General features: G+C 63.4%; 8 protein-coding genes. All 8 read right to left on the bottom strand.

Annotated elements, in window-relative coordinates:
* Positions 1-2: 2 nt before the first annotated feature.
* Positions 3-383 (bottom strand): NADH-quinone oxidoreductase subunit K, encoded by a 381-nt coding sequence (locus tag ACSJJU_RS09355; RefSeq protein WP_435915120.1) that lies wholly within the window; start codon positions 381-383, stop codon positions 3-5.
* On the bottom strand, positions 380-3,118 hold the full coding sequence (mbhE, locus tag ACSJJU_RS09350) for a hydrogen gas-evolving membrane-bound hydrogenase subunit E (RefSeq protein WP_435915119.1): 2,739 nt from the start codon (positions 3,116-3,118) through the stop codon (positions 380-382). Before mbhE ends, ACSJJU_RS09355 begins: the two co-directional genes overlap by 4 nt.
* A gap of 281 nt (positions 3,119-3,399) precedes the next feature.
* Positions 3,400-5,568, bottom strand: coding sequence for a hypothetical protein (locus ACSJJU_RS09345; protein ID WP_435915118.1), 2,169 nt, complete (start codon positions 5,566-5,568; stop codon positions 3,400-3,402).
* Positions 5,569-5,855: 287 nt separating this feature from the next.
* A complete protein-coding gene (locus ACSJJU_RS09340) occupies positions 5,856-6,281 on the bottom strand; it encodes a hypothetical protein (RefSeq protein ID WP_435915117.1) in 426 nt (141 codons plus the stop codon).
* A 218-nt stretch (positions 6,282-6,499) separates the two neighbouring features.
* The gene (locus ACSJJU_RS09335; RefSeq protein WP_435915116.1) at positions 6,500-9,835 is read right to left on the bottom strand and encodes a TonB-dependent receptor domain-containing protein; all 3,336 of its coding nucleotides are present in this window, start codon (positions 9,833-9,835) and stop codon (positions 6,500-6,502) included.
* 216 nt (positions 9,836-10,051) lie between these two features.
* The gene (locus tag ACSJJU_RS09330; RefSeq protein ID WP_435915115.1) at positions 10,052-11,122 is read right to left on the bottom strand and encodes a FecR family protein; all 1,071 of its coding nucleotides are present in this window, start codon (positions 11,120-11,122) and stop codon (positions 10,052-10,054) included.
* Positions 11,119-11,637: an RNA polymerase sigma factor gene (locus ACSJJU_RS09325; protein WP_435915114.1), complete on the bottom strand. Its 519-nt coding sequence runs from the start codon at positions 11,635-11,637 to the stop codon at positions 11,119-11,121. The genes ACSJJU_RS09330 and ACSJJU_RS09325 overlap by 4 nt, the downstream gene beginning before the upstream one ends.
* Positions 11,638-11,757: 120 nt before the next feature.
* Entirely contained in the window at positions 11,758-13,173 is a 1,416-nt protein-coding gene (gene uxaC, locus ACSJJU_RS09320) for a glucuronate isomerase (RefSeq protein WP_435915112.1), read from the bottom strand.
* Positions 13,174-13,213 lie beyond the last annotated feature (40 nt).

Genomic DNA, 13,213 nt, shown 5'->3' with positions numbered 1-13,213 from the left:
CCTCAGCCCTCCCGCTTGCCCGGCAGGCGTGGGTCGCCCAGGTCACCTGCTGCGCGCATTTCCCCGGTGTTCAGCGTGCGCTCGGCGCGCCAGGCGCGCAGCGTCAGCGTTGCCAGCACCAGCGTGAGCGCGAACCCGATGACGATGGCGGTCAGGATGAGCGCCTGTGGCAGCGGGTCCGCGCTTGGGCCCAGAATCCGCTCTCCTTCCTCGATGAGCGGCGGCTGCGGGCTGAGATGCGTGCCCGCGAGGAACAGGACGATGTTCACCCCGGTCGAGAGCATGGACATGCCAAGGAGAAGCCGCACCAGATTGCGCGACAGGATCATGTAGACGGCGCTGGCGACGATCACCGAGGCCATGAGGGCATAGAGCAGGCTCATCGCTCGGCTCCCCGTTGCAGGCCGAACAGGAAGGCCAGAACGCTTCCCAGCACGACGACATAGACCCCGAGATCGAACACCAGGGTCGTGCTCACCTTGACCGGGAGCCCGGCAAGGTTGCCCTCATACCAGAGATGCTGGAGGAAGGCGCCCCCCGCCGCCATGCCGGAAAGGCCAGCGAGCAGGACCAGCACGATACCGATACCAACCAGCACCACGGGATGCAGGCGCAGCGCGCGCTGTGCCCGCTCGACACCATGGGCAAGCGCGATCATGGCAAAGGCCAGCGCCGCCACCAGCCCGCCGATGAAACCGCCGCCCGGCGCATCGTGCCCGCGCAGGAAAATCCAGAGCGAGGTCGCCAGGAGCAGCCAGAAGAACATGGGCGCGGTCTTGCGCAGAATGAAGGGAGACTCCCGTTCGCGCAGTCCCTGCGGCGGCGGCACCCGAATACCGAGCAGCGACCAGGCGAGTATTGCGGCCATGGCGATCACCACCGTCTCGCCCATGGTATCGAAGCCGCGAAAATCCACCAGAATGACGTTCACCACGTTATGGCCCTTGGCGCTCAGGTAGCTGTGGTCGCCAAAGAACTGGCTGATGAAGCCGGGATGGGTGGCGGATGTCATGTCAACGAGCGCAACGAACAGCACCACGCCGACACCCACCGCGACAAGGGCGTCCCGCCGCCGCTCCCCCCGCCCGCGCATGGACGGTGCGGCCAGCGGCACCGCCAGCAGCAGGGCCGTGAGCAGCACGACGATGAGCGCTTCGACCGTGAACTGGGTAAGCGCCAGATCAGGCGCGCCGTTCAGCAGGAAGCCGACCGCCACCGCGAAACCCGCAAGGCCGACCGCGATCATGGATGTGATCAGGCCGCGCGCCCGTGTGGCAGCGATGGCGCCCGCCATGCCTGTCATCGCGACCACCGCGGCAGCGGGTTCTGGCGCCTCGACATGGGGCAGGCGCGGCAACAGACCGGCCGCGCCCCAGGTGTAAAGCACGAACGCCACCACCGCGATCACCACCACCGCCATGTAGCCGCGCAGATCACCATGCTGGATCAGGCGTGTGGTGGCGGCGGAGAAGCGATTGAGGAGGTCGAGGCTCTGCTCGAAGAACCGGTCGAAATCGATGACGGAGAAAAACGGACTCTTGCGGAGCTGCGTGTGTATGGCGCGCCAGTAAAAGGCGATGAGCGCGCCGATCAGGACCACAACGAAGCTGAGCAGCAGCATGGGGGTGATGCCATGCCACAGCTGCACCTTGACCTCGATGGCCTCGCCATAGACAGCAACCGCTGCCGGACGCAGCACATTGTTGGACATCCAGGCCGGGTCGAGGCTGAGGAACAGGCCCGCCAGCGCCAGCACCAGCGGCGGCATCACGAGGCCGGGGGTCTCGCCGTGCTGCACCTCCGAGATCTTGCCCCGCCCCAGGAAGAACGGCCGCAGGGTAATGACCGCCGCCACGCCGACCATGACCGCGTTCACCAGCACGATGATGGTCAGCGAGACCAGCGCCGAGGTGCTCTCAAGCTGCGCCTGGAACAGGAATTCCTTGGAGATGAAGCCGAAGAACGGCGGCAGGCCCGCCATCGACAGACTGGCGAGCAGGGTCGCAAAGCCGGTGACGGGCAGAAAACGGAACAGGTCCCCCATCGCGCGCAGGTTCTGAAGGCCCGTGGCGTGCAGAACCGAACCGGCACAGAAAAACAAGGCGGCCTTGTAGAGCGCGTGGGCCAGCAGGAAGCCGACGATCGCCACGCTCGCCGCCGGTCCCGTCAGCCCGATCAGGGTCACCAGAATGCCAAGCGAGGCGATGGTGGAATAGGCGAGCGCTGTCTTGAAACCCTCCGCGCGCAGCACCTGAACCGCCGCCGTGACCATGGTCGCCCCGCCCACCGTCACCAGCGTCCAGCGCCCGCCCGGGACAGCCGCGATGACCGGCTCGAAGCGGGAGAGCAGATAGATGCCCAGCTTCACCATGGTCGCCGAGTGCAGATAGGCCGAGGCGGGCGTGGGCGCCTGCATGGCGTTGGGCAGCCAGAAATGGAAGGGAAACTGGGCGGATTTGGTGAAGGCGCCAATCATCACCCCGGCGAGGATGGGCAGGATGAGCGGGCTCGCCGCCAGTTCCTCGGCCCGCAGCCGCACCTCCCCCAGGGAATAGGTGCCAAGCACCTCGCCGATGAGGAGGATGGCCGCCAGCATGGAGAGACCGCCCGTCGCCGTGACGTAGAGCGACATCAACGCCGAGCGGCGCGCGCGGCCGCTGCGCCCCTCGAAGCCGATGAGAAGGAAGGACAGGATGCTGGTCGCCTCCCAGAAGACAAGCATGACGACAAGATTGTCGGCCAGCACCGCGCCCAGCATGGCGGTCATGAACAGGAGGATGAGCGTGAAGAACCGCCCCCGGTCCCGTGCTGACCGCTCGGAGAGGTAAGCGCCTGAATAGACGACCACCAGCGCGCCAATGCCGGTGATGAGCAGCGCCATGAGGAAGGAGAATCCGTCCAGCCGGAACGTCAGGTAGAGGCCGAGATGGGGCGCCCAGTTGCGGCCGTCGCCCAGCACCCAGCCCCTTTCCATGAAGGGCGCAATCTCGATGAGAGCGATGAACAGCCCGGCCGGCAACAACGCCAGCAGCCATCCCGCCGAGCGCCCGGCAAGCCGCGCGACCGGTCCGGCAAGGCAGCTCCCCAGGAACGAGATCAGGATCAGCCAGATCAGCATCTCACCTCAGCTTAGCGTCCGCCCAGATCAAACGGCGCGGGAGCCCGGAAAGGTCCGGGCTCCCGCCCCTCCCTTGGTAACAGTAAGAAGCGGACCGGAGCAAGGATATCGATTGCCGATCCAGAATGAACCGTTGAAAAAGATGGGAATGATTTGAAAAACGTCGGCCGACAGGAAAAAATTCCGGCAATTATACCAAAACAAATAAAATTACTCTCGATGGTTCACCTTCATGGCCGAAACCCGTTTGCCCCGAGAGGAAGCCGATAACGAAAGTATTATTACAATCTCGCGCGCACGCTGAGGCGCACCGTCCGGCCCAGCGGGTCCATTTCGTCCCTGTCATACCCCGGCGGGGCTTTCTTGCCGCCAAGGGTGACCCGGCGGTAGGCATCAAACACGTTCCGCACATCAAGCGCGATCCGCAGCCCCCTGGCCCACGACGGGCCGCCCTGCGGCTGAAAAATCGCATCAGGCTCCATGTGCAGCGACGCCGTCCAGAGTATCGACGGCTTGAATCGAAAGTCGCCCGCCGGCGCGACGCCGCGCAATCGGGCCGGGCCAGTCCACGTGCCGTTCAGGGTCGCGCCCAGCCCCCGCTGCCCGACAACGGCCTGAAACGCAACCGTATGACGGGCCTGCCCGCTCTCCGGCCCCAGCCGGTCAATCGCCGGCACGCCGGGCCGGGTCAGCAGTTCGCTCTCCAACCGCCAGGTGTGGTTGAGCGAGGCCGTGACAAACCAGGGGCTGGCGGGCGTGCCCACGCTCGCGCCTTCGCGCGCACCCCCTCCCGACTGCCAGCGCACCGCAATGCCTGACGTGAGGGCGGCGCTGGTCTCGCGCGCGATGTTGATCGCGCGGGCATCGACCGAGATCAGCCGCCCGTCCGCATCCCGCACAATTCTGTCCTGAAAGGCTGCCTCGATGGCGGGTGTCAACTCGGGGAACCCCGACACGCCGCCCCTTGCTGTCTGCCGCCGGTAGCCGACATTCAGCGTGAGCACCTGGGTTCTGAAGGGGCGCACCATCGCGCCCACAAAAAGCTTTCGCACGCGGCCTCGGCCAAGATCCGGGTTGCCGCCGATGATCCACACCGGCTCGGCCATCTCCTGCCGGGTGTAGTCGTAAAGGCGGTTGATGCTGGTGATGACGGGTCCGCCAAGCTGCTCGAACGTCGGGACCAGTTCCATCTGATCGAAAGACGCGCGCAGGTGCAGGATCGGCCCGGGCGACCAGGCGACACCACCGCCGTAGCGTTTTTGAAGGGGACTTCGGGATTCCGTCCGTCCGCCCAGAACCAGGTTGACGGTGAGGTCCCCCAGACCATTGGCAACCCCTTCCCTCCGCCGTGACACCGGCAGAGTGAAGGTGACCTGCCCGTCAGCCCAGGTGCGCGCCATGCGGAGGGGCACGGCCGCGCCATGATCAAAATCACTCTGCCAACCGCTGGTCCGGTCCCGGCTGACATTCAGGGACAGGCTGACACCCAGGGGCCCGGTCGGCAGTTCGACAATGCTTCGGGAGATGTCGAGGCGAGCGCCGAGATTTTCGCCGCGCGTGCGGTTGCGGCTGCCCGACAGCGCGGGCCCGTCCCCCGAACTGTCAGGGTCGTCGTCGACAGCGAGCGCCGGAAACGGGGGGGAATCCTTACCCAACTCAAGCAAGCTCCTGCTCCACGTGCGCCCGTATCGGGCCGTGAGGTCGGTTTGCCAGCCGGCGATGCGGCCGGAAAGCGTCAGTGAAACATCGATCATTTGGGTGTCGTTGTCGTCGCGCAGGGATCGCCCTCCCGCGAACAACTGCCCGCGCTCGCCATCACTCTCGCTGCTGTTAGCTGCCAGACCGAGCGATGCGGAGAAATCTCCCAGCGGGCGGGTCACCCCAAGGGTGAAGGACATGGCGCGCCGGGATGGCAGCAGGGTTTCATGATCGTCCGGATCTTCGGAGCCAATGTGTTCGGGCTCGCCCGCACGCGGCGCAAGGCTGCGTGCGCTCCTGCGCAAGGCGCTCGTGGAAGTGATACTTGCCTGCACATTCCAGCGGGCGGGCCCGCTGATGGCCACCTGCCCGGCCGTCAGGTCGATGCCATGGTACCCGCCTCGGGTGGCCCACGTTCGCCCTGCATCACCATGGACGCTTGAGAACTGCTGCTTCAGAACCAGATTGACCACCCGTCTGCCGGACGGATGGCCATATTGCGCTGCCGCCTCCGGCGGCAGGATGGCAAGGCGGTCCAGCGCTTCCGCCGGATAGGACAGGATCGACGCATCCAGCCCCGCGGGCTTGCCGTTGATCAGGAGGACCGGCCCCTCCTCCCCGGCATCGATGAACGGCTCAAGCTGGCCGAGCAGGGCCTGGATACTGTCCGCGCCGAACGGTGCAATCTCCGCTGCGCTAAATTCCGTCTCCGCCCTGACCCGGGCCTCGCCGTAGCGGGCGGCAGTCACCACGATGTCATCAGAACGTGAGGCGCCGGCGCTTCCGTTCGCGGGAGATGCCCTCGGCGCGGCCTCCGCAGAGGCCGTCTCCGTTTCCGCCTTGGCGACCCGGCCCGGAACAGCGCAGATCACCGCCAGGACAGGAGAACTCCAGAGAGCAAACCATGTTGAACCGAACTGTCCCACTCTCGGCAAGGCGCGAACGCTCCCTCCCCTGGCAGGAAAAGACGGGCGCACGCCACCGTGCGCCCGCTTGCGACATCGCCTCCTGCACAGATTGGCTGCGCGAGGCCGGCGCCTTAGCTGGCAGTGCCGACGACAGAGCAGCTCGGGCCGCCCGTCTTCGGCGGAAGGGTCGCATTGATCACCAAGGTCGAACCCGTCCAGGTTCCGCTGATATCGCCTTTGCAGTCCCCGAGGGTGATCGTGCTGACGTCAACGTCTTTCACCGTAAAGGTCCCTGTCGAACCGCCAGAGTAGGACGTCGCGTAGGGTTGATTGTTGAACGACAACGCAGCGCAGTTTGAATCGCCCGGGGTCAGGGCAATCGTCGCCGTGCCGCCGCTGCTGATGGTCAACGTCAGGGTGCAGGTCAGGGTGATCCCCTTGTGGACGACAACCGTGCCCGTCAGGGTTCCGGTCGGCGGGCTGGCATGCGCAATGTGCGGAACAAGCAAAGCAGACGCGATCACGGCAATCGGCAGAAACCGCTTCATGGTCATCATTCTCCCCTTTTTCATTTTGACCGCACAGCATTGTGCAAAACAAACATACAAAATTACTTCGTCGAAGAATTCTTTATATTAAAAATGCTTCGCGAAATATTTGTGACAAATCATTGAAAAAGGGGTCTGCGGCGGCCGGTTTTATTACCGGCCGCCGCATCTGGATGTGTGTAAATTTTTACCAGATCAACGAGAGATTTTGACTCTCTCGCTTTTATTCAAAATTTCTTGCTGATGCTGAATGCGATAATACGCGGATCAAGCGTGAACACGTTTGTGGTCAGACCGGTATCGTCGCTGTTGATGAAAGCATCCGTGATCGGCGAGCTGTTGAAGACGTTCTTGACGTAGACCTGGAGGGTCAATTCCGATTTGAGATGCGTATAGGTCATCGAAAGGTTGAGATTGTCCCAGGCCTTCAGCCGATCGAACGCGGTGTTGTAGATGCGCGCATAGCTCTTTGCCTGCCAGTAGTAATCGGCGCGGAAGGTCAGATCCCAGTCGTCACTGTCCGAGAAGAAGCTGTACTGAGCGCCAATGTTCAGCGTCCAGTGCGGGGCGTTCGGCAACTCGTTGCCGGTCAGGTCGGCACTGAACCCACGACCTCCGTTGGGCGCGCCGCTGCCGCCATCCGCGATATCGAGGCCAACCGTATCCGGGTTGTAGGGCCGGAGTGGATCGTAGGTGAACCCGTATTTCTCGTCGAGCGGGAATTTGCTGTCCACATCGGGGTTGTAGTCACCAATTCGGGTCGCCCCCGGGCACAGCGCTGCCAGATCCCTGACGTTCGAACCCTTGGCCAGAATTTTCTCGACATAGACCCGCGGTGCGACGCAATTGGACGGCACCTGAATCCACGGCCGAATGACCACCCAGTCCGGATTGCCCTGGGTACGGTCCATCACGTCGATCGATCGCGAACCCTTTTTCAGCCGGGTCCGCAGGTAACCCAGATTTCCGTCGAGGCGGAAGGCGCGGGTCGGGCGCCAGGCCGCTTCCAGCTCCAGCCCCCAATTTCGCGCATCGAAGTTTTCGTTGTAGGCAATGCGGTCAACGATCTGGGAAATCTGGTAGTTCTTGTAATCGTAAAGGAAGGCGTTGAAGTTCAGCGTCAGCCGCCCGCCATCAAAGCTGTTCTTCGTGCCGATTTCGAACGAGGTCACATACTCCGGTTTGTAGGTTTGCGGCAGGAACTGGTATTGCACGATATTGGGGTTGAAATCGACGCGCGGCGGGTTGGCGCCCCCTCCCTTGTAACCGTGGGCAACCGAGAAATAGACAAGCGTGTCATCGGTGAAGTTCAGCTCGGGTTTCCAGTCGAGGACGGCACGGCCGGTGAATTTGCCCCATTCCTGCCGGATATTCTCAAGTGCCGGGTAGCCGCTGTTGACCCGACCACCGGTGGTGTCACCCACAAAATCAGGCCCGTACGGATTGTCAACGCCGCCGGCCAGAAGCAGCTGGCTGGGGATCTGGTCCGAATTCTTCTTGTCGCGGGTGTAGCGGGCCCCGAGTGTCAGGTTCAGGTTATCGGTGATTCCCCAGTACAGTTCGCCAAAGGCAGCCCAGCTTTTGATCCGCACGCCGTTCTGGCTGAGGAAATAGTTGTGCCCGATGTTTTCCAGAGCATCGATCGGATTCCGCTCGACGTAGGGGCACTCGCGCGTCTCATCCCCCAGGTCGCAGGGTTCGGGCCGGTTGGCAAAGAAATCGAAGGCTTTGCTATAGAACCAGTCCGCGATCATCGTGAACATGTTGTTGAAGACGTAATAGTCGTCCTGCGACTTGAAATCGAGGTAGTTGGCGCCGACGCTGAAATTCACAGGACCATCGAAACTGGATTGCAGACGCAGCTCCTGCGACCATTGGCGATTGCGGGACCGGCTGATGTCCGCGGACACCATGCGGTCGGAACAGCCAAGCTGGGGGTCGCAATAGATTCCCCCGGGAGTCGGCCCGGGGAAATTCACCGTATCCATCGGAAATCCGATGACGTTCACCAGTTCCTGCGTACTGTCATTGAAGAGAGGATTGGTGACGAAGCGGTTGTAGTCCTGCATCGAATAGAAGCGGTCGCGCGCGTAGGCCGTTTGCGAGACCAGCTTCAACCCGTCGGCAACGTCAAAATCCATGTTGAACTGAACGACGTCATTCTTGGCCCGGAACACAGGATCGATGTTGGCCGAAATTTCCCGCAGGTTGCGCGATTGCTTGACACCTGCAAACGGATCCCCGGGTTTTATGACCTTGACCTCGTCGCCATGTCCGAAGGGAATGGACGGATCGGGCAGGAACCCCAGGCTGATATCGGCAGGTGTGGTCAGAAACACCAGGCTGTAACCGTTGGGCGCACCATAGGCGGCATCATCGTAGAGCGACCCCGGCCGGCACCCCTGGCTCAGTTTCCCGCGCATCAAGGGGTCGGTGACAGCGACATCCCCCACCTTGTCCAGTCCGGGGTCGGTGGTGCACAGCTGCTTGCCGGTACGGGAACGGTTGTCGTTTTCCTCGAAATGCTGCCAGATGACGCTGGCGCGGAAGCGGTCGCTCGGCTCCCACTGCACGGTGGCGCGCGTTGACCACAGATCGCGGCCATTGACGCGGTTATCCGTAAATTCGTTGTAGTCGAAGCCGTCGCGCTTGGTCCAGGCACCCGCCACCCGGAACCCCAGCGTCTCCGTGATCGGCACATTGAGCATACCGCTCAGCCGCTTGGAGCTGTGGTTGCCCAGCTCCCCCTTGATCTCGCCGCCGAAGTCCGGCTCCGGCATGGCCGGGATCATGTTGACCACACCGGCCGTTGCGTTGCGGCCGTAAAGTGTGCCTTGGGGTCCGCGCAGAACCTCCACCCGCGCCATGTCGAAAAATTCGGATTCGAACAGGCGGTTGCGCACCAGTGGCGTGTTGTTGAAGCTGACCGCAACGGCCGGATCGCTCGACGCCGAGATCGACTTGGTTCCGACGCCGCGGATCGAGAAGTTGTACATGCTGAAATTGTTTTTGGAGAAGTTGACGTTCGGAATCGCCCGCAACAGCTCCGAGCCCCCTTCGATCTTGCGCGCGTCCAGCCCTTCCGCCGTCAACGCGGTGATGGCGATGGGCACTTCGCTGATGCGCTCCTCGCGCTTCTGCGCCGTCACGATGATTTCGCTGAAGCTCATTTCCCTGTCGCTGGCGGCCGCCTGCGGGCCTGCCCGCTCGGCCGGGCCCGTGTCACCCTGACCGGGCGCCGCATTGCCCTGGACAATGAACACACCCGAGCGGCCGACGCGCACGGTCAGTCCCGAATTTTCCAGCAACCTCTCGATGCCCGCGCGGGCCGTGTAGTGCCCCGAAAGCGGCGCGCTGGTCTTGCCGCGAACCGCGGCCGGATCGAAGGTGACCTGCTGGTTTGCCGCACGCGCAAAGGCGTTGAGCGCAGCGCCAAGATCCTGGGCCGGTATGTTGAATTCGTAGACCTGTTCGCGCTCCTCCGCCGCCACCGGCCTCGCGGCGATGGCAAGGACGCTGAGGGCCGTAGCGGAAACAAGAATCCCCCGCAGAGAACGACGCATAGGAACGACTCCCCCCATTAATATTTCCGCGGTTCATAGTCGCCGCGGCCACACTATAGGACGCACGAAATTGGCGACCCCAGATATAAATATGACAATATAGTTTAGTTATATTACGGATATCATTTGTCTTATGACCGGCATACGGCCGCGCGACGCATTGGAAATGCATTGGTTATTGGTTTCAATATTATTGTTATTATTTCCGCAGCGCCTTTAATTCTCGGCCCGGACTGTCTCCCGGCGGCTGGCCAGCACGATCTCGCCGGGCCTGTGCGTGACCGTGATCGGATAGAGGGCGGTCACACCCTCGACAAAGGCGTCCGTATCCCCGGCCTCGAAGACGCCGCTGATCTGATACAGTCCCGCACGCTCGTCCTGCACAACAATGCGGGACTTGGCGTAGCGGTTCATCCGCTCGGCCGCGAGCCGCAAAGGCTCGCCCTCGAAGCTGAGAAGACCGGATTCCCAGGACAGGGCGTGTCGCAAATCAGCGTCCACAATCCGCGCCGCGATATCGCTGGTCGAGGCGATCAATTCCTTGCCCGGGTTCAGAACAACAGCGGGCTCCGGCGGCACATGCACTGTCCGCGCCACGGGTGAGCGGCGGGAAACCGGGGCTGGATTTTGGGCCGGCTGGCCGATGACCTCGACCCGGCCCTCAAAGAGGACGACCCGCACCTGCTCGGGCAACAACTCGACGCTGAAGGATGTGCCCGTTGCCACCGTCACACGATTGCGCGCCCGAACGCTGAACGGACGCAGGGGATCATGCGCCACATCGAACCGGGCGCGGCCTGACAGGAGTTCGAGGCTCCGGCTCTTGTCGTCCATGCGAACCGTGATGGCGCTTGCGCCGTCGAGCGTCATCCGGGACCCATCCTCGAGCAAGACGACACGCCGCTCGCCAATGGCCGTCTCGTACCGGGTTGGCCGCCCGTTGAGGAAGACGAACGTCAGCATGATCAACAGCAGAACACAGGCGGTCATGGCCGTCGGCCAGCGCACGGCCGTGACGCGGGACCAGCGCCTCGAATTCAGATGCCGCAGCCTTTCCACCGCCTGGGCACGGTGGCGGATCATCTCGGGCGTGCTGGTGATGGCCTCGATGCCCTGCCAGATCCCCACTGCCTCCTCAAAGGCACGGGCGTTTGCGGGGTCCGCCGCCCGCCAGGACTCAAACGCCGCCCGCTCTTCCGCATCAAGCGGCGCATCGGCGAGGCGGATGCACCACATGGCGGCACGCTCATCCCTTTGGTCCGATGGGAGGGGAAGCAGCTCGATCATTCGTCGTCTTTCCTGACGCAACCCATCAGATGGACCATGGCCCGGGCCACATGCTTCTCAACCGCACTGCACGAAATGCCGAAGCTCTCCGCGATCAGGCGCTTCTCGATGTTCTCGACGCGGTACAGCACAAAGATGGTGCGCGTTTTCTCGGGAAGTTCGGCCAGCCCGGCCGTCAGGCTGGCAAGCGCACCGCGCGCGGCCGTAATCTTCTCCGGATCGATCCAGTCGATCTCCTGACCGTAGAGTGCGCCGACGGTTTCGCGGGAATCGGTCCGCACACTCGAGCGGCGGGCGCGGTCGCGCAGCAGGTTGGAGGCGACCTGAAAAATATAACCGGCGTGCAGCTCGGGATCGCCAGGACTCCGGCCAAAGACGCGGGCGAAGACATCCTGCGTGAGATCCTCCGCCTCGGCATGGTTCTGAACGCGTTTCAGAAAGAATGACATCAGAGCCGGACGCCAGCGCCGGTAACGCCGCGTCAGCTCGGTCTCTCGTTCAACCTGAAGATGCATGTCCTGAACTGTCCCCCCGACAGTATAATACGCATGAACTAGTCCGATGCACACCCGGGGGAGACGTGGGGCCTGGGAACGAAATTGTCCGCATAAATCCGCGGTTCGGTTGCGCCTCGCCTAATCAAGGCGATAGGCGCGTTTCGGCAGGGTGTAGGCGAGGTCGATCGCGACCTCGCGCGCCTCCTCTTCCTCCATGCGATGCTCGGCCACCAGCCGGGCGAGAAACACGCAATCGATGCGGCGGGCCACATCATGGCGCGCGGGGATCGACAGGAAGGCCCTGGTGTCATCGTTGAAGCCCACCGTGTTGTAGAAACCCGCCGTCTCCGTCGTCTGTTCACGGAACCGGCGCATGCCCTCCGGGGAATCATGAAACCACCAGGCCGGGCCGAGCTTCAAAACGGGATAGTGCCCCGCCAACGGCGCCAGCTCGCGGCTGTAGCTGCTCTCGTCGAGCGTGAACACAATCACCGACAGCCGGGTGTCATTGCCGAAGGCGTCCAGCAGCGGCTTCAGGGCGCGGACATAATCGGTCCGCGTCGGGATATCCGCGCCCTTGTCCCGGCCATAGGCGTCAAACAGCCAGCGATTGTGGTTTCGGAAGGAGCCGGGGTGGATCTGCATCACCAGTCCGTCCTCCAGGCTCATCCGCGCCATTTCGGTGAGCATCTGCGCCCGGAACAGCTCGGCGTCCTCCGGGCTGCATGGCCCCTGCGTAACCCTGCGGAACAGCGCCTCCGCCTCGCTCTGCGGCAGGTCCGCCGTTGCCGCCGTCGGGTGGCCATGGTCGGTCGAGGTGGCGCCAAGGGCGCTGAACTCGGCGCGGCGCTTGCGGTGGGCCCGCAGATACCCCTTCCAGTCATAGACGTCCTCGCCGGTCAGTTCGGCAAAACGGGCAAGGGCCGCCTGGAACTGCTCGTGCTCCGGGTCGACCACCGGATCGGGCCGGTAGGCGGTGATGACCCGCCCCGGCCAGCCGCTCGCCCGGATGGCTTCATGATGTTCCAGACTGTCAGTGGGGCTTTCCGTGGTGGCAAGCACCTCGATGTTGAACCGCTCGAACAGGGCGCGGGGACGGAACGCCGGCGTTGCCAGCACCGCCTCGATCACATCGTAATAGTGGTCCGCCGTCTCGGCGGTCAGCGCCACATCGATGTCAAAGACCGTTGCGAACACATGGTTGAGCCACAGCGCGGACGGCGTTCCCCGGAACAGGTGGAAATGGCGGGCGAACAGCCGCCACGCGTCGCGCGGGTCGGCCTGGCTTGGCCCCCGCCGTGACGCCACACCGAGCGCCTCGAGCGAGACGCCCTGGCTGTAAAGCATCCGGTAAAGGTAATGGTCCGGCGCAAGCAACAGCTCGGTGGGATTGGTCCATGGCTCGTCTGCGGCGAACCAGCGGGGGTCGGTGTGGCCGTGCGGGCTGATGATCGGAAGCCCCGCCACCTCCCGATAAAGCCGCCGCGCAATCGCCCGGATCCGCGGCTCGGCCGGGAACAGCCGATCCTCATGCAAGACAAGCCGATGTGCCATGACCCTTCCCCGAACAGACGACAGGTTCTGTTGCCACTTG

Source organism: Pedomonas sp. V897 (genome assembly GCF_051304405.1).
Classification (GTDB): domain Bacteria; phylum Pseudomonadota; class Alphaproteobacteria; order Sphingomonadales; family Sphingomonadaceae; genus Pedomonas.
The sequence above is the reverse complement of the archived record's forward strand: the minus strand, read 5'-3'. Positions and strand labels throughout refer to the sequence as shown.